The 17,208-nt window shown below is 47.7% G+C and carries 15 protein-coding genes; 7 read left to right on the forward strand and 8 right to left on the reverse strand.

Features of this window, described 5'->3' with window-relative positions:
• The first annotated feature begins 78 nt into the window (after positions 1-78).
• A complete protein-coding gene (locus KD145_RS02465; RefSeq protein ID WP_212004330.1) occupies positions 79-1,707 on the forward strand; it encodes a hypothetical protein in 1,629 nt (542 codons plus the stop codon).
• A gap of 6 nt (positions 1,708-1,713) precedes the next feature.
• Here KD145_RS02465 and nfi read toward each other — a convergent pair whose 3' ends face one another.
• From nfi to KD145_RS02480, 3 genes are read right to left on the reverse strand one after another with little or no spacing between them, the layout of a single operon-like run.
• Positions 1,714-2,403 carry a deoxyribonuclease V gene (gene nfi, locus KD145_RS02470; protein WP_212004331.1) on the reverse strand — a complete coding sequence of 230 codons (690 nt, stop codon included), beginning with the start codon at positions 2,401-2,403 and terminating at the stop codon, positions 1,714-1,716.
• Positions 2,404-2,420: 17 nt separating this feature from the next.
• Positions 2,421-3,620, reverse strand: coding sequence for a DUF763 domain-containing protein (locus KD145_RS02475; RefSeq protein WP_212004332.1), 1,200 nt, complete (start codon positions 3,618-3,620; stop codon positions 2,421-2,423).
• A 7-nt stretch (positions 3,621-3,627) separates the two neighbouring features.
• Positions 3,628-4,293 carry an MgtC/SapB family protein gene (locus KD145_RS02480; protein ID WP_212004333.1) on the reverse strand — a complete coding sequence of 222 codons (666 nt, stop codon included), beginning with the start codon at positions 4,291-4,293 and terminating at the stop codon, positions 3,628-3,630.
• Between the two features lie 101 nt (positions 4,294-4,394).
• Between KD145_RS02480 and KD145_RS02485 the strand changes: the two genes are divergently transcribed.
• The 3 genes from KD145_RS02485 to KD145_RS02495 all read left to right on the forward strand — a co-directional run bounded on the left by KD145_RS02485 (position 4,395) and on the right by KD145_RS02495 (position 6,801).
• Complete coding sequence (locus KD145_RS02485) at positions 4,395-4,592, forward strand: hypothetical protein (RefSeq protein ID WP_212004334.1); 198 nt, start codon at positions 4,395-4,397, stop codon at positions 4,590-4,592.
• 70 nt (positions 4,593-4,662) lie between these two features.
• Entirely contained in the window at positions 4,663-4,905 is a 243-nt protein-coding gene (locus KD145_RS02490) for a hypothetical protein (protein WP_212004335.1), read from the forward strand.
• Between the two features lie 117 nt (positions 4,906-5,022).
• Positions 5,023-6,801, forward strand: a complete 1,779-nt coding sequence (locus KD145_RS02495; RefSeq protein WP_212004336.1) for an ABC transporter ATP-binding protein — start codon at positions 5,023-5,025, stop codon at positions 6,799-6,801.
• Between the two features lie 2 nt (positions 6,802-6,803).
• Here KD145_RS02495 and KD145_RS02500 read toward each other — a convergent pair whose 3' ends face one another.
• Positions 6,804-7,277: an acyl-CoA thioesterase gene (locus tag KD145_RS02500; protein WP_212004337.1), complete on the reverse strand. Its 474-nt coding sequence runs from the start codon at positions 7,275-7,277 to the stop codon at positions 6,804-6,806.
• A 126-nt stretch (positions 7,278-7,403) separates the two neighbouring features.
• Entirely contained in the window at positions 7,404-9,896 is a 2,493-nt protein-coding gene (locus tag KD145_RS02505; RefSeq protein ID WP_212004338.1) for an outer membrane beta-barrel family protein, read from the reverse strand.
• Positions 9,897-10,256: 360 nt separating this feature from the next.
• Between KD145_RS02505 and KD145_RS02510 the strand changes: the two genes are divergently transcribed.
• Entirely contained in the window at positions 10,257-11,015 is a 759-nt protein-coding gene (locus tag KD145_RS02510; protein ID WP_212004339.1) for a DUF695 domain-containing protein, read from the forward strand.
• A gap of 31 nt (positions 11,016-11,046) precedes the next feature.
• Here the strand turns inward: KD145_RS02510 and KD145_RS02515 are convergent, their stop codons facing one another.
• On the reverse strand, positions 11,047-11,208 hold the full coding sequence (locus tag KD145_RS02515) for a DUF1328 domain-containing protein (protein ID WP_212004340.1): 162 nt from the start codon (positions 11,206-11,208) through the stop codon (positions 11,047-11,049).
• Between the two features lie 167 nt (positions 11,209-11,375).
• Between KD145_RS02515 and KD145_RS02520 the strand changes: the two genes are divergently transcribed.
• Both KD145_RS02520 and KD145_RS02525 read left to right on the forward strand, forming a co-directional pair.
• Complete coding sequence (locus KD145_RS02520; RefSeq protein WP_212004341.1) at positions 11,376-13,271, forward strand: hypothetical protein; 1,896 nt, start codon at positions 11,376-11,378, stop codon at positions 13,269-13,271.
• 27 nt (positions 13,272-13,298) lie between these two features.
• On the forward strand, positions 13,299-14,351 hold the full coding sequence (locus KD145_RS02525; protein ID WP_212004342.1) for a nitronate monooxygenase family protein: 1,053 nt from the start codon (positions 13,299-13,301) through the stop codon (positions 14,349-14,351).
• A gap of 13 nt (positions 14,352-14,364) precedes the next feature.
• On the opposite strand, the gene KD145_RS02530 is transcribed toward KD145_RS02525, so the two are convergent.
• Both KD145_RS02530 and KD145_RS02535 read right to left on the reverse strand, forming a co-directional pair.
• A complete protein-coding gene (locus KD145_RS02530; protein ID WP_212004343.1) occupies positions 14,365-14,913 on the reverse strand; it encodes a putative glycolipid-binding domain-containing protein in 549 nt (182 codons plus the stop codon).
• Complete coding sequence (locus KD145_RS02535; RefSeq protein WP_212004344.1) at positions 14,910-17,204, reverse strand: FdhF/YdeP family oxidoreductase; 2,295 nt, start codon at positions 17,202-17,204, stop codon at positions 14,910-14,912. The genes KD145_RS02530 and KD145_RS02535 overlap by 4 nt, the downstream gene beginning before the upstream one ends.
• Positions 17,205-17,208: the final 4 nt, after the last annotated feature.

The raw sequence follows: 17,208 nt of genomic DNA on the forward strand, positions 1-17,208 counted from the left end.
CAATTTTAGCCCAGGGCTTCAGCCCTGGGGATATAATTATGAATAATTATATATATTTGATATTAATAATTAGTGAAAATGAACTATATCAGATCAGTTGTTTTATTTTTCTTTTTTTTCTGTCCGGCAGCCTGCCTTGCACAGGTGCCTATCGTGACGCTGGGACCTGCCGTTGAAGAGCCATTGGACGGATGGGACAAACTGATGCAGTTAAAAAATGGTAACACCTGCTGGCTGCACTTCTCCAAAAAGGAAGGACTGCGGGTATCTGTATACGATCCTAAACGGGAGCTGATAGCTACAGACTCGGTGGTCAGCAGTTTATGGAACTCCACTGATATTGAATCAACAGAAATAGACGGTATCTATGAGATAAACGGGCAGCCGGTGGTTTTCCTGCAGCAGCTGGTGAAATATATCCCGGTATTTTTCAGGCTGGTGCTGGACCCGCAAAGCGGTAAACTGATCAGGGAAGACAGATTGGGAGAATTACCATCGGTACAGCATCGCAGTGTATATGTCCAGGAAAACCTGGCCACACACGATTGTTATGTAGAGAAAGATCCCAACAGCGATTATTATGCAGTGGCATTTTTCAATGGTACGGAAATACAGCGCAATGACAGTGTCCGTGAGCGTATCCGGGTGCTGCATTTTTCTCCGTCACATGAGCTGATTCACACCGGATTTTATTATCTGTCCGATTCATCGTATAGCTATTTCAGTTATATCCATATGTCGGTGCAGGGAAAGGAAAAGGTATATATGGGTACGGTAGGGTTTAATACCAAACGTAAAGGAAGTGAGCCCTGGTCTAAAGTGATTTTTTCCGCTTTATCGCCTGATTCGGCCACCTTTGCGCATCGTGAACTGGACTATACCGCTAATTACGGAGATGTGAGCGGTTACCTGCAATATGTACCATTAAGGGATGAAGTACGGATGCTGTTGAATGTACCTGGTCAGCGTTCTGATGGTAGCAGCGGTATTTTCATGAATACTCTCCTCGCATCCGGTAAGCTGCGTAAACATATACAGTTATCCTTTCCGGAGTTGTCCAGAAACGCGCAGATCAACCTGGGCTATAAAGACGAGCCATACAAAGGGGCGCCACAGCGTGTGCTAATGGAACCGGATGGTAAATGTACACTGCTGATGGAAACCCTGACCCGTTTCAAGCAGGGCAACAATCAGATCAATAAGCTGCATACCAATATGGGAGATGTCGGGATTGCCCTGCTGGACACCGCCGGCCGCGAAGATGAAACACTGGCGGTAACCAAATACCAGTCTATCACTGGTGTCTGCGAACCTTTTTACCAGCATCGCAGGGCAAAGAGCGAATGGGTATTCCGTAATAAGATCGCAGCCTTGAATACCAACACTTATCTGTCTTATGATTATGTGCGTATCCCCAATGCCTCTTTTGTATTGTTTAATGATTACCTGCAATACCTTGACACAGGTGGTCAGGATAAAGTGAAGAAGCCGCTGAAATATATCAATGACGCTAACTTCGTTTGCTACCGGTTTTATAACGGGAAGATGGAACGGCTTTTCCTGTTCGGCAATCCTGAAGTCACCAAAGGATATTATTGTATGATGGGTGCTGCAGATTATGACAGCGCAAAGCGTATATACGCTACCGTGATGATCAGCCGTAAGGGTACTGAAAAGAAAGCCTGTGTGGCCTGGGTACAGTTTTAACCGTGATTATGCGGGTGTATAGCCCTGAGAGAGTGTACCCAGCCTGAACTGGTTTACCGCATTGTGTGCGAGCCGGGTGGGCTCTGGCAGCCGGTAGCGCTGTACGCATTGACTGACGAGGTCCAGGCTTCCGGCAACATCAATGAGATGGCCGGGAGAGATGAAGATAGGTTTTACATTTTGTTTGCTACGATATACGGTACCGATCACTGCTCCCTGTTTATCGGTAAGCGGTGAGTGATCACCTTTTGCGGGCCCTGGTTCTTCGTATAGGCCAAACAGTTTTTTCTTGGCGCTGCCAATGGTTACCTGGTTGGCCAGCACACCGAAGTGGGAGGCAATGCCCATCCTGCGGGGATGCGCGATGCCGTGTCCATCTACCACCAGTACATCGGGTTTTTGTGGCAGCTGCTGCCATGCATCCAGCAGGGCGGGCACTTCGCGGAAGGCGAGGAAACCGGGTACATAGGGAAATGTCACTTCCTTTTTTACAAGACTATATCCTACCGGCTGCATGCTGGGGAAATGCAGCAGTACAATGCCGGCGTATACCGTTGTACTAAATTTATTGAAAGAAATATCTGCCCCGGCCACATATTGTACTTTGCCCTTGAAGGGTGTTGTAATGACTTCTTTACGTAGTTCCTGCTGCAGCCGGGTAGCTTCCGGTACGCTGAGTTCATTGTAGTTTATCATAGTTTCCGCTGTTGCTGTCAGAATAAAGATAACTGATCTCCGTCTTTGGGTTTACTTGCTTTCCCAAACACGGTCCTGCCGCCATATTTCCAGGAATCCCGTCTTTCCTGTGCCACCACTTTATCGAAGTTGGCATTGGGCTCAAAGTCCTTTTCCAGTTGCTGGGAGAGGACAGACAGTTTCCGGATGGCGTCCTGTTTATCGGTATGTCCTATTTTGGCTTTGTTGAGTGCATCCCGGAGTGTTTCGATCGTTTCGTCGTATATGCGTGTGGGTACCGGGAAGGGATGGCCATCTTTGCCGCCATGTGCAAAAGAGAAGCGGGCCGGATCTTCAAAGCGGGAAGGGGTACCGTGGATGACTTCACTGACGAGGGTCAGCGACTGTAAGGTCCGCGGGCCTACGCCTTCCAGCATGAGCAGGGATTCGAAATCGGAAGGATGTACCTCATGAGCCAGGGCCAGCACACTACCCAGTCGTTTAAGGTTCACGTTTTCGGCCCGTACATCATGATGGGTGGGCATTACCAGGTTGCGTATTTCCGGTAGCAGCTGAGCGGGCTTTTCTTTCAGCAGCTGAAGGATACCTGTTTTAGTGGATGTTGCTGCCGTATCGGTAAGATTGAGTATCATGCCCTGATTGCGGCCGTAGATAAAGGTATGTGGTGCTTCCGTATAGGAGCTGAAAGCCGAAGAGTGCCAGTGGTAGCGGCGGGCCATGCTGCTGGCGTCGTTCATACCTTGTTGTACTACGGCCCATTCCCCATCTTCAGAAAGAATAAAAGAATGCAGGTATAGCTGGAAGCCATCCTGTATGGCTGTATTATCTACTTTAGCCGTCAGTTTGCTGCTGTGTACCAGCTGTTCACCGGGCAGCCCTGTTTTCTCGGCGATGCGCATCAGTTCTGCCGGTGTTTCCCGGCTGAAACGCCCTTTGCCGCCACAGATATAAATACCGAGTTCCTGTGAACGCGGATTGACTGCTTTTTTCAAAGCACCCATAACACTGGTGGTGATACCGGAAGAGTGCCAGTCCATGCCCAGTACGCAGCCGAGGGCCTGAAACCAGCATGGGTCGCTGAGTCGCCTTATCACTTCACTTTTACCATAATCTGTCACTATCGCCTCTACAATAGCGCCGCCCAGGAGCGACATCCGCCTGGCCAGCCAGACAGGCACGTGGCCGTAATGTAAAGGCATATCTGCATATGAAGGCATCTGTTGTTTATAATGGATTTAGTTGTACCTGAAATTGAGATATATGTTCGTTCTGTAGCAAAAATTCATCTAATCGTTCCATTTTGCTACGATTTCCACGGACTGTGTAATTGACTTCTATCTGGTCTCCCTTACGCATGATGAGCACCCGTTTATATTTCAGTCCGAAAGTATTGAGGATATGTTCTATGTTCAACTGTGGAAGTTTATCTTCATGGAAGAAGATAATGTAGTAACGTTTGTCATTGACTTCTGCGATACTTTTCTCTGTAAACTCCATCAGTATAAGTACAATCAATGCACCAATGAGACCGGTGGCGGCTAGTACGTACTGGCTCATGCCGATGGCCATCCCCAGAGCGGCGGCTATCCAGATGGAAGCGGCCGTGGTGATGCCGTCGATGGTATACTCGTTTTTGAAGATAACACCCGCACCAATGAAACCCACGCCTGTCAGGATATTGGAGGCCACACGATCCGGACTGCCGGGGAATCCCAGTTCGGCAGACAGGATGGTAAAGATAGCACTGCTTACACAGATGAGCGTCATGGTGCGCATACCAGCCGCCTTACGTTTGTATTCCCGTTCCAGCCCCAGTATGGCGCCTGCCAGCAGGGCTATACAAACTTTTAATACCTGGTCTTCCTGTATGATCTGTAAGACATGTTTCATGTTAAGGGGAAAATCTTCTTACAAATGTAAGGGTTGGCACAATTCTTTCCTTTAATATCAAAAAATGATCTGATAACATATTTGTTTCTAATACCAACCATATGCAGCCTTTTATATATAAATTTTTTATCGTGGCCTGTATCGCCGGAATGTTGTGTATTCTGCTCTTTGCCTGCAACAGCAGCAAAGAAACTACCACGGAGGTAGATTCCCTGGCAGTGGCCACTCCCAAGGTGGATAGTACCAGTGTGGTACCGGTAGACACCATGATCACCAAACCAGACACTTCCCATCGTTAAGGGTGCTTTCAGCAGGTGAAGACTATTATACCTAAACTGTTTTTCTTCACCTTTAAAAAAAGACCATATCATGAAAGTAACCTGTCTTTTGCTCGCTGCCGGCATATCGGCCATTATGCTGACCTCCTGTGGAAATGGTGCACAACCCAAACAGGATTCTATGAAAATGGACAGCGATGCCGCTGCAGACACAGCAGCTATCCTTCCGGATACAGCTCCGGCAGCAGAAAATTCTCCGGAAGGGGTCAATCCGGGGGCAGATCCCGCCCACGCAGGTGATTCTTCCAAAAATCCGACACACAAACATCAGTAGCTGTAGCCACTGATTTTTGCCTTACTACGGAATAAATTATTTCTTCCGCAGTAAGGCAATTTTTTATACAATATCTTTGTACTCATATCCGTCCCCAATAACAAAGACTATATCCTAATGCAAAATGAAACCAGTGCAACACCAGCACCAAAACCAAATCTGAAATGGAAGTCCCTGAAAAAGACCTTTCGCTTGTTCCGTTATGTAAAGCCTCACTGGGTTGAATTTGCCCTGGGTATGTTTTTCCTGCTGATCTCCAGCCTGGCTGGGTTGGCTTTTCCCCGTTTACTGGGCGATCTGGTAAACCCTAAAAGCGTTACGGACCTGTTGCATGGTTTTAACAAGGCTGGTCTGTTACTGGTAGCTGTCCTGATCGGACAGGCGGTGTTTTCATTTTGCCGTACCGTTTTGTTTGTTAATGTTACTGAGAAAACGCTGGCAGCCCTGCGACAGCATGTCTACGCCCATATGATCAAACTGCCCATGAAGTTTTTTCTGGAGAGGAGAGTAGGAGAGCTGACCAGCCGTATTTCGTCAGACATATCCCTGTTGCAGGACACCTTAACCACCACGCTGGCTGAGTTTATCCGGCAGATGATCATCATCATCGGTGGTGTTATTATTCTGCTGATCACCTCCTGGGAGCTGACCGCCTTTATGATGGCCATTCTGCCGCTGATGATGGTTGTGTCTGTATTTTTCGGTAGGTTTATCCGGCGTTTTGCCAAGCAGGTACAGGCCCAGGTGGCTGCCGCCAATACCGTAGTAGAAGAAACCCTGCAGGGTATCCTTAACGTAAAGGCTTTTGCCAACGAATATTTTGAAATAGCCCGGTACCGTCAGCGCACCAATGAAGCAGCCCGTATTGGCATGAAAAGCGGTAAATTCAGGGGGGCCTTCTCTTCCTTTATCATCCTTGGTATCTTTGGCGCCCTCGTAGCCGTTATCTGGCGGGGTGTTTCCATGGGAATGACCACGCCTGAACTGATGTCGTTTATCCTTTACTCTGTGTTTATCGGTGGCTCCATTGCCGGTCTGGCCGAAGTATATACCAGCCTGCAAAAAAGTATTGGTGCTACCGAAAACCTGCTTGAAATACTGGACGAGCCCGAAGAGGCTATTACGCCCATAGAACAGATTTCACTGGCCGACCAGTTAGGAGGTCAGATCAGTTTCCGGGATGTTTCGTTTCATTATCCTTCCCGCCCCGATCTTACCATCCTGCAAGGTATATCCTTTAATGTGAAGCAGGATCAGAAGGTGGCGCTGGTAGGTCCCAGTGGTGCCGGTAAAAGTACTATCGTGTCTTTATTGCTGCGACTGTATGATCCGGAACATGGCCGCATCACTTATGATGGCAAACCGGGAACTTCGATTCCGTTGTCGGTGCTTCGCTCACAGATGGCAGTAGTACCGCAGGACGTGTTCCTGTTTGGTGGCACCATCCGCGAAAATATCGCCTATGGTAAAACCGATGCTACTGATGAAGAGCTGGAAGCGGCAGCACGGAAAGCCAATGCCTGGGAGTTTATCCGGCATTTCCCACTGGGGCTCGACACTATTGTAGGGGAGAGAGGTATACAGCTCTCCGGCGGACAACGCCAGCGTATCGCTATTGCGAGAGCCGTATTAAAAAATCCACGTATCCTCATCCTGGATGAAGCTACTTCTGCGCTGGATTCAGAGTCTGAAAGGCTGGTACAGGACGCATTAGACAAATTAATGGAAGGTCGTACTTCTATCGTCATCGCCCACCGCCTGGCCACTATCCGGCAGGCAGATAAAATCATTGTGCTGGATAAAGGCCGTATTGTGGAGGAAGGTACGCATGCTGAACTGATCGGTGTAGATGGAGGTCTTTACCGGATGCTGAGTGAAATGCAGTTCACGCACTAATTCTACATATAGGGTTTCATCTCTTCGTCAATATCTTTACGGAGGTCCATTAGTTTTTTAGCATAGGTCTCCATTTTAATTTCATTTTCGGTACGCGGTGTCCACTTGGGCACCGTTATCGTTTTACCCTGATCATCTACTGCAGCAAAGACCATCACGCAGTGAGTAGTCTTCTGCTTTTCCTGCTGACGCGGATTGCCGGCGAAAACATCGATAGAGATATGCATGCTGGTTTTGCCGGTATAGATGATGGATGCATTGATTTCCACGAGGTCGCCGATAGCGATAGGTTTGAAGAAGCGTATACCGCCCACATACACGGTTACTGCATATTGTCCGCTCCAGTTGGCTGCACAGGTATATCCTGCCTGGTCTATCCATTTCATAACAGAGCCGCCATGCACTTTGCCGCCGAAATTAACGTCTGATGGTTCTGCCAGAAAACGCAGGGTAATAGTATGATAAATAGAGTCCATGAAGTTGGTTTGTGAAGACGAATGTAGAAAAAGTTCGCGGATCTTCATGCAAAGACAAAAACAACAAAGGCGCAAAGGTTTTTTATTGAACCCTTGCGCCTTTGTCTTATGAAGAATGATGTGTGATTATTCTCTTTCTCCGCCACCTATATCGTTACCGTTTTCTTTTCCGGACTTGTTGTTTTTCCGTTTAAACAGGTTGTAGTCCATCTTACCGAAGCGCCAGGTGGCATTGAGGCGCAGCTCGCGGCTAAGACGCTTGCGATAGTTTTCCTGTTCGGAAAACGCAGTGGTAGTATAACTGAGGTTACGGTCTGAATTAAAGATATCGTTCAGTGTAAGCGACACAGACAGTGCTTTGTTTTTCAGCATATCCTTTTTGATGCCGGCATCAATGGAGTATTGTGGTTTCCTTTCGCCCTGGGGAAGGATCTGACGGGACTCATACTCACCTGTAATCTGCAGTGTAAGATTCCAGGGTAATTTGGTATTACTGTTCAGTTTACCAAACCAGGTAAAGCCCTGATTGGTCAGATTATCACCCTGGTTGCTGGCTGTGATCTTAGTCTGGGCCAGATTGAAGTTGGCCGTCAGGTCCCAGGCTTTGGTGATCTGGCTGCGGATCGTAAACTCTGCACCATAGGAATTACGTGTGCTGGCATTGATCGGATAAGACAACAGTACCCTTTGCGTTTGTCCGTTCAGGTTAAGGGTGGTATCAACATAAAAATCCGTGATGGCATTGTCGGTGTTACGATAGTATAATGACACCAGGATATTGTGTTTATGGGCAAAGTCTTTCAGGTAGGACAATTCAAAGGAGTTGGTGAACTCGGGGCGGAGGTCCGGGTTACCGCGGTTGGCGTTCTGTCCGCTGTATTCGATAGTAGGCAGGAGATCTCTGAACCAGGGCCGGCGGATGCGGCGGCTGTAGTTGAGCTGGAACTCATGATCGCCTTTCAGTTTCTGAGACAGGAACACACTGGGGAACAGGCTGATCGGGTAATTGATCTTGTAGGAATCCTTCTGTCCGAAGCGGGTTTCGCCGGAGTAGTTGGACTGTTCAGCCCTTAAGCCAACCTGGTAGCCGAAGTTGGAATGGGCACCCGTATAACTTACATAACCGGCGTTGATCTGTTCCTGGTAGTGATAGTTGTTGGATAGCGCGGAGTCTATCGTAAAATTACCACTGGGATAGTTCTGTCCGAAGGTATTGGTGTAGTTATCGAACTTGCGGGTGTTGGTACGCAATCCCATCTCTATCTTTGACTTTTCGGTAAGTGGTCTTATGTAGTCGAGCTGTCCGGTGATATAAGTTGTTTTACCATCACCGCTGCCATAGCGGTTTTGCGGTTTAATCGGACTGAAGATGCTATCACCTTTCAGGTTAAAATACTGAAGGGAATATTCAGAACTGTTATCACTGGTCGCGTAGTTGTAGGTGAAGTCGGCGGTCAGCTCTTCACCTTCATGGGCGAAAGTATGTTTGTAACCCAGCTGGGTAGTATAGTTGCGGAAGCCGTTTTTGCTGTTGTTGATGCCAGTGCCATAGCGTACCAGTTCACGGTTGATGTCCAGTTCGTTTTGTGTCTGATCGTTATAGCGGTTGAAGTTGCCGCCGGTGAGGCCTTCGGAAATGGTAATGGTATTACGGTTGTCGATGAACCAGTCGAAGCCGATGCGGCCGGTTTGGAAGTTACGGTAGAAATCGCCGTCCTGCAGCTGTTCGGTGTAGTTGGTAGTATCTCTGCCGATATTTTTTCTAAAGAGACGGCTGGTCATGGGAGATTTGCGGTTGCGTGTACCGTAGTTGATGAAGAAGTTGAACTTCTCTTGTCTGAGGTTAAAGTCAATGCCAGTGTTGGTGCTGCCGAGGGAGGTAACGCCCGCACTAAGCTGACCGTTGATACCTGCTTTTTTATTTTTTTTCAGAACAATATTGAGGATACCGCTCATGCCTTCTGCATCATATTTAGCGGAAGGGTTAGTCACCACTTCAATATTGGCGATGGCATCAGCCGGAATCTGGTCGAGTGTAAGCGTGGTAGGGCGGCCATCTACAAAGATAGTAGGGGCGCCATTCCGTACGCTCACGTTGCCATCGATGTCAACACTCACGGAAGGCACCTGTTTGAGTACATCGGTAGCAGTACCACCTATACTGGCGAGGTTCTTTTCCACGTTGAACACCCTTTTGTCGATTGCCATCGTAAAGGCGGGTTTCTCGCCTACTACATTAACGGTTGCGAGCGATTTTACATTGGGATGCAGTTTGATGTTACCGGCATCCAGGGCGGCGGTTTTACCACTGAACTGTACGGGCTTAAAAAAAACTTCATAGCCGATGAAGTTAATCTTCAGTATATATTTTCCGATGGTAAGATTATCAAAATTAAAATCTCCGTTAGGTTTGGATAGCATACCGGTGAGCACGGAAGAGTCTGGGCGTAAGATGGCTACAGAGGCGTATTCAACGGGTTTTCCCGTTTGCGCGTCCAGTAGTTTGCCATAGATTGATCCGGTATTGGCCGCGGGATTTTTTCCGCCGGGTTGCTGGGCCATTAATGTCAGGTTAAACAACACCATCCATCCTGTCAGGAGTAATACAACTTTTCTCATAATTTCTGTTACTAGCGTCCAACTATTTATAGCGGCGGTAAATTTACTTTTTATGAGGATAGAAAATCACTTTTTTAGGATGAAAGGTGTGATGAAATCCTTTGCAGTAACATGTTTTAACTTCAGAATCCAGCAGGATTGTTTGCTGGTAAGGGTTTGGGAAGGAGTGTGCCTGAAAATCCACGAGTGTTAAATAGTGTTAAGCCACCATTGGATAGGAAAAGATAAATGGGCTAACGGTGAAAATCATACGTTAATTTTTGGGGATAAAAAAGCCCAGATAATTTGTTTATCATTTCAATGGTAACGGATAGGGTCGTATCTTTACAGCCAGCTGTTGCGTTATTTTAATTTTTTTATATGCATAAGGATTACCGACCGGACTGGGATATTTACACGTGCCATATTGAAGAAAGTCCAGCAGTAATAGGCCTTGACCTGGATCTGAGACGATTTGCACCATTGAAGGAGAAGCCGAATGCCATATATATTACGGTGTACCTGAATAATCCGCGTGAAGACGGATTTCCGCAGAATGATGAATTTGCCATCATGGGAGAAATAGAGGACAGCCTGGTAGAACAGCTAACAACCAAACTGGATGCGCATTTTGTGGGCCGTACTTTTTCAAATGGTGTGCGTGATTTCTATTTTTATACAGGCAATACATTGCTGCATGATAAATTCATTGCCGATGCAATGATCGAATTCCCGGACTATCGTTATGACTACGGAGTAAAAGAGGACAATAACTGGGAACTCTACTTCGATTTCCTCTTCCCGGACGTATACGAGTTTCAGCGGATACAAAACAGGAAAGTGTTGCGTATGCTGCGTCAGCATGGAGATATGTCTGAGCGGGAGCGTCCTATAGAACACTGGATACATTTCAGAACAGAAGAAGACAAAACAGCCTACTGGGAACATATCCGGGAGAATGGTTTTGTCATAGCCCATGACCTTAAGGCGGACAATCCGGAATTTCCCTTCAGGTTATGTATATCCCGTTCCGATAAAGCCAGTGAGGCCACTATCGACAGTGTGGTCATGAGCCTCTGGGAACTCGCCCATCAGGTAAATGCAGAATATGACGGCTGGGAAACCAGCATTATAAAATAAAAAAAGCAGGGATGGTATCATCCCTGCTTTTTTATTTCCTCAACATCCCTGTGATGAAGGAGATGATAAAGAGGAGCAGGAAAATAAAGAAGAGTATCTTGGCAATGGATGCCGCGTCCTCAGCAATACCTCCAAACCCGAAGATGGCTGCCACAATGGCCACGATAAAGAATATTAATGCCCAACGTAACATAAAAAAGAGTTTTTAAAGAGTTGTAACAAATCTTCCTTATCCAGCGTCTTCATACAATTATTATTCCCGGTCTGTACAATAATTGCATTACGGGCAATACGGTTTTTTTTTAATATACTTGCCACCAGTGGCGAACCTTGAAGACGGACTTGAAAATATTAACTACTATGGCTGTTACCTGCTGGCTACTGTGCTGGTACCAGGCCGTATTTGCCCGTATGGCCGCCTTTCAGGACAAACCCGTTGCCGATACCGTCCCAAAAAAAGGGAACGGCCTGATGAAAAAGATCGGGGAATACCGGGATTCTCTCCGTAACAAGGAATATCGTCAATCCTTTATCAAGCGCATCACCAAACAGGACGTTGAGCAGAAGATAGAGGACTCCGACAGCGCTATCATCAAAAGTGAGGCATATTTTACCCCCTTTGTGGGAAAGGTGATCCGGAATATCTACTATCGGAAAGTAAAAGTATTTGGTCCCCGTAACATCAACGATACTACTTTTACCACCAGCATGAAACTGATACATCTGGCCAACCGCCTGCATTTCGACTCTAAGGAATGGGTGATCCGCCAGTCTCTTTTTTTCCGGGAAGGCACCCGGCTGGATCCCTTCGAAATGGCAGATAACGAACGTTATCTGCGTAACCGCCCTTTTATTTCCGATGCCCGTATACATGTCAGGATTCCCGACCCTACTTCAGATTCTGTGGACGTAGAGGTTATTACAAAGGATGTATTTGAATACGGGGTAGACCTGTCTCAATTCAGTGCAACGAATATCAAAGCCAGGGTTTCCAATAACGACCTGCTGGGAGCCGGACAGGGGCTGCAGGTGGGCTTCCAGTGGCGCAGCGACTATACCCCCACCTGGAACACGGAGGCGCGTTATACCAAGTACAATTTACTGGGTACCTTTATCGATCTGAATGTTGGATATTCCACCCTTAATAATACCACACCACTGGATACCAATGTGTATGAGGGAACGATGTACCTGAGCCTGAACAGGCCACTGTACCGCAATGCGGCCAAATGGGTAGGAGGTCTTACCCTGGCCAACAATTGGTCTATCAATATACACGGAGCTGAACCCCAGGCAGAAGACAGCCTTTACAGGGATTACCGTTATACCGTCTTCGATGGCTGGATAGGGTACAACTTTATCAATAACTACACACTTAACGGCACCATTGGCAATAAGCCCAACGTTGCCGTGCTGTTCCGGCACTATAACCTTAATTTTTCCAAAATGCCGGAACAGGAACGTTTTAAGAACGACGCGGTGTATAATGACCATCGTTACTACCTGCTGCAATTCCAGGTATACCGGGTAGACTACTTTAAAGCGCATCAGTTCTTCGGCTTTGGCAGAACAGAGGATATTCCGCTGGGATATACCTTAAATGCCACTACGGGTTGGGAAACCTGGAAAGACCGGCGCCGGTTGTATAGCGGACTGGAAGCCCAGAAATACTGGACCACCAGAAGGCAAGGCCTTTTTAATACGACGGTGGGTGTGAGTACCTTCTGGCAGGGAGGGGCCCTGGAAGATGCTGTTATACATGGCCGCCTGGAATACTACAGCCGTCTCTTTACTGTCCGGAAAGCCCGTTTCCGTCAGTTCCTGAACATCGATTTCCTCGAAAGTCCCAATCCGTTTTTCTACAAGCGGCTGAACATTAATATGGACAATGGTATCTGGGGCTACCGGAATACCAAACTGAATGGGTATCAGCGCCTGAATATGGGCTCTGAAACAGTATATTACAGTCCGCTGAAGTTTCTTGGGTTTAAATTCAACTTCTTTGCTTCGCTGGAGGCGTCGATGCTCACTGCCAAAAATGATGATCTGCTGAAGAGTCCCATCTATCTTGGCATCGGTGGTGGTTTCCGTATAAAAAATGAAAACCTGTCGCTGAATACCATTAAGGTGTCGGGGTATTATTTTCCCAACGCACCGGCCCCTATGGGCAATAGCTTGTTGGAAATCACGACGGTGGTGGATTTCAGGTTTGATGTGTCTGCATTGAGAGCGCCGGCTTTTCTGAGTTTCTTTTGATAATTGTTAAACGGAAAAACATTACATATGGAACAAAACAGACTGACAACACTGCTTAATATCCGTTATCCTTTTGTACAGGCTCCTATGTTGGGAATCACCACGCCAGCCATGGTGGCGGCGGTAAGTAATGCAGGCGGGCTGGGATCGCTTCCGGTGGGAGGATTGCCTCCCGAAAGAGTGACAGCACTTATACGGGAAGTGAAAGCAATGACCTCCAAACCGTTTGCAGTGAACCTGTTTATCTACGAGGAGCCTGCACTGGACAATCCATCTGCTTTTCAGGAGATGCAGCAGTGGCTGCTTACTTTATACAGGTCCCATCATTTGGTAACCGCCCCTGTTGTATATGAAGACATCAGAATCTATTCCTACCGGGAGCAACTGCCAGCTCTGCTGGCGGAAGGGGTTTCCCTGGTGAGCTTCACTTTCGGGGTACCTGATACAGGGGGTATTGCTACATTAAAAACACATCATTGTAAGCTGATAGGTACTGCCACTTCTGTTGCGGAAGCACAGGTATTGGAGAAAGCAGGAGTAGATGTGATTGTAGCGCAGGGGATTGAAGCGGGTGGTCATCGTGGTAGTTTCCTGGAAGGTCCTTTGCCCGAGGTGGGCACCATGGCACTGGTACCACAGATGACAGATCGTGTAAGCCTGCCCGTTATAGCAGCAGGCGGAATATCTGATCCGCGCAGCATCGCGGCGGCGTTTAGTCTGGGAGCAGCAGGTGTGCAATGTGGTAGTGTGTTTCTGAGAAGTCATGAAAGTGCGGCCACTCCTCATCATAAAGCGATGTTGTCTGGCATTGCTGATACAGGTACACGCCTGACCAGAGCGTTCTCCGGCCGCTGGGCCAGGGGGATTCCAAATGTGTTGATGGACAGTATAGAAGCATCGGGTCTGGAAATAAACGCTTATCCTGTTCAGGATGCCCTGACACAACCGGCGCGTAAGGTGGCAAAAGAACAGGATAACCCTGATTTTATTGTTATGTACGCCGGACAGGCCGCACAAATGGCCAGGGATCTACCGGCAGCCGTGATCATGGAAGAGCTGGTCGCCGGTATTCTGTTATGATGCCTGAAAACGATTAGTAAATGCGCGTAAAAATGCCCGGATAATCCTTTACAATACCATGTTCATCGAGCGGAAGCTCTGCACGGAAGCCGCTGACAGCGTTTTCGTACAGGTACAGGCGATTGTCCAGTTTGGTATAGTGCTGTGTTAATTTCTGTAACTCAAACTCCGGCAATTTGATGTAAAGCATATGGAGTGTCTTTTTTTTACCTTTTTCAAAATTCAGCCGGCGAACAGGTAATGTGTTGGTAAAAGGAGTGAGTGAGATATCGATATCTATACAGTTGTCAAAGGCATCTACATGATTTCCGTCTTTATCAAACCAGTGACCGTTAAGATCGGATGTCAGCTTTAGTTCAGTGCTTTCGATACCATTGCGCCGGATAAAAAAGGAAGATACTTTCCAGTCAGTAGTGATTTCGATTTCGTATTGAATACTGAAAGGCTGTCCGTCGAGGCAGCCATTGATAGTGCCGTTTGCTTGCCTGTTGTGCTCATGATGTTTTACTGTCAGAAATTCCGTTGCAGGCCATTTGGTGGCTTGCCATACTACTGGTCTCATATTTTGTTGTTGATGGTAGATGATTTTATTTTGATAATGACACCTTTGGATACCGGCGTGTTGCTCTTGTCGGCCACTGTGTTTACCGGCACCAATACATTGGTTTCGGGAAAATAGGTGGCTGTGCACCTTTCGGGTATATTATAGGCCACGATAATGAAACCATAAGCGACTCTTTCCGTTTGCCCGTGATTGTTATACAGGTCTACTATTTGCCCGGCAGAGAAACCACTGTTACGTATATCTTCCGGATTCATAAAGATCACCCTGCGTTCGCTGTGTACTCCTCTGTAACGATCATCCAGGCCATAGATAGTTGTATTGAACTGATCATGGCTGCGAATGGTCATCATCATGAATTCGTCCGGCCCCAGCGGGTTTTCAGGCACATCTGCCACATTAAAATTGGCTTTGCCGGTGTTGGTATTAAATTTACCTACCCTCGACCCGTTGGGAAGATAAAAGCCTCCCGGATTTCTTACCCGTTTGTTATAATCTTCAAAGCCTGGAATCACCTGTTCGATGGCATTCCGGATATGATCGTAATGCAGGGCGTACTGTTGCCAGGGAACTTTACTTTGAGATCCCAGCAATGCCTGTGCCAGTTCGCAAACGATCAGGGGTTCGCTTTTCAGATCGTCAGATATCGGTTGAAGACTACCTTTTGACATCTGTACTACACCCATGGAGTTTTCGCAGGTCACAAACTGGGTTTCCTGCTGCTGAATATCTTTGTCGCTTCGTCCGAGGCAGGGAAGGATCAATGCTTCGCGGCCATGGACGATGTGGCTGCGGTTGAGTTTCGTAGAGACGTGCACGGTAAGGTCACAGTTGCGCAGTGCTTTCGCCGTGTAGGCGGTATCAGGCGTGGCCGACAGGAAATTGCCCCCCATGGCAATAAATACTTTGGCATCTCCCTTATACATGGCATGGATGGCATTCACCACATCATAACCATGATGCTGCGGCGGTTTAAAGCCATATACCGTTTCCAGCTTTTGCAGGAAGGCGGGGGCTGGTTTTTCATAGATACCCATGGTCCTGTCGCCCTGTACATTACTATGACCGCGCACAGGGCAGGTGCCGGCACCTGGTTTGCCGATACTGCCTTTTAGCAGCAACAGGTTGACAATCTCACGGATCGTATCTACAGCGTTTTTATGTTGGGTAAGTCCCATCGCCCAGCAGGCGACGATTTTATGTTTGTGCAGCAGGGCCGCAGCAGTTTCACGGATTTGTTTTGTTGGAATGCCGCAGGCCTGCGCCAGATCGGCCAGCCGGTGTTGCCGCAAATGAGAGATATATGTATCGTACCCGGCAGTTTGGCCGGCGATGAAAGCGTTGTCGAATACGGTACCCGGATTTTTTTCTTCTTCTTCCAGCAACAGCAGTGTAACGGCTTTCAACAGGGCCATATCCCCGTTGATCTTTACCTGAAGGAATATATCAGTGAGTGGAGCTTTCATCTGTAACATGCCTTTCACCGTTTGTGGATTGAGGAAGTTGAGCAGACCTGTCTCCATCAGTGGGTTGACTGCGATAATGGTAGCGCCGTTTTCCTTGGCTTTCTGCAGCGCTGTAAGCATCCGCGGATGGTTGGTACCCGGATTTTGTCCAAGAATGATAATCACTTCTGCCTGATGGATATCTTCCAGAGTCACAGAACCTTTGCCTATGCCTACGGCCTCTCCGAGGGCTACTCCGCTGGATTCATGGCACATATTGGAGCAGTCGGGCAGATTGTTGGTACCGTATTCCCGTACCATCAGCTGATAAAGGAATGCTGCTTCGTTGCTGGTACGGCCAGAAGTATAAAAGACCGCCTGGTCCGGTGATCCCAGCTGCCTGAGATGAGCGGCTATTTTACCATAGGCGTCTTTCCACGATATAGGTGTATAATGTGTTGCGCCCGGAGCCAAATACATGGGCTGGGCAATCCTTCCTTTTTTACCGATCTCATAATCTGTCAGCTCTCCCATGGAAGCCACACTATTGGCAGCAAAGAAGGCAGGGCCCAGTTTCCGCGTGGTGGCTTCTTCAGCGATGGCCTTGGCACCGTTTTCACAGTATTCTGCAATTGGAGAGCGTTCATCATCAGGGTCCGGCCAGGCACAGCCCGGACAGTCGAAACCATGTTTCTGGTTTAACTGCAGTAAAGCTTTTGTACCCCGGAAGGCATTCATCGCCTCCAGAATATGTTTCATACTGGACCATACGGCTGGAATACCTGCCGCCACTGTAGGAGGCTTGGTTAACTTAAGCCCTGTGAATTTTACCGGATTTTCTTCCATAACC

Origin of the sequence: Chitinophaga sp. HK235 (assembly GCF_018255755.1) — a bacterium.
In the GTDB taxonomy this organism is placed as follows: Bacteria; Bacteroidota; Bacteroidia; order Chitinophagales; family Chitinophagaceae; genus Chitinophaga.

Bases quoted from the DNA above. Each gene is read 5' to 3' on its own strand.
- KD145_RS02515 (WP_212004340.1), bottom strand. From the start codon at position 11,208: ATGTTACGTTGGGCATTAATATTCTTTATCGTGGCCATTGTGGCAGCC.
- KD145_RS02510 (WP_212004339.1), top strand. From the start codon at position 10,257: ATGCATAAGGATTACCGACCGGACTGGGATATTTACACGTGCCATATT.
- KD145_RS02500 (WP_212004337.1), bottom strand. From the start codon at position 7,277: ATGGACTCTATTTATCATACTATTACCCTGCGTTTTCTGGCAGAACCA.
- nfi (WP_212004331.1), bottom strand. From the start codon at position 2,403: ATGATAAACTACAATGAACTCAGCGTACCGGAAGCTACCCGGCTGCAG.
- KD145_RS02465 (WP_212004330.1), top strand. From the start codon at position 79: ATGAACTATATCAGATCAGTTGTTTTATTTTTCTTTTTTTTCTGTCCG.
- KD145_RS02530 (WP_212004343.1), bottom strand. From the start codon at position 14,913: ATGAGACCAGTAGTATGGCAAGCCACCAAATGGCCTGCAACGGAATTT.
- KD145_RS02535 (WP_212004344.1), bottom strand. From the start codon at position 17,204: ATGGAAGAAAATCCGGTAAAATTCACAGGGCTTAAGTTAACCAAGCCT.
- KD145_RS02495 (WP_212004336.1), top strand. From the start codon at position 5,023: ATGCAAAATGAAACCAGTGCAACACCAGCACCAAAACCAAATCTGAAA.
- KD145_RS02485 (WP_212004334.1), top strand. From the start codon at position 4,395: ATGCAGCCTTTTATATATAAATTTTTTATCGTGGCCTGTATCGCCGGA.
- KD145_RS02475 (WP_212004332.1), bottom strand. From the start codon at position 3,620: ATGCCTTCATATGCAGATATGCCTTTACATTACGGCCACGTGCCTGTC.
- KD145_RS02525 (WP_212004342.1), top strand. From the start codon at position 13,299: ATGGAACAAAACAGACTGACAACACTGCTTAATATCCGTTATCCTTTT.
- KD145_RS02505 (WP_212004338.1), bottom strand. From the start codon at position 9,896: ATGAGAAAAGTTGTATTACTCCTGACAGGATGGATGGTGTTGTTTAAC.
- KD145_RS02520 (WP_212004341.1), top strand. From the start codon at position 11,376: ATGGCTGTTACCTGCTGGCTACTGTGCTGGTACCAGGCCGTATTTGCC.
- KD145_RS02490 (WP_212004335.1), top strand. From the start codon at position 4,663: ATGAAAGTAACCTGTCTTTTGCTCGCTGCCGGCATATCGGCCATTATG.
- KD145_RS02480 (WP_212004333.1), bottom strand. From the start codon at position 4,293: ATGAAACATGTCTTACAGATCATACAGGAAGACCAGGTATTAAAAGTT.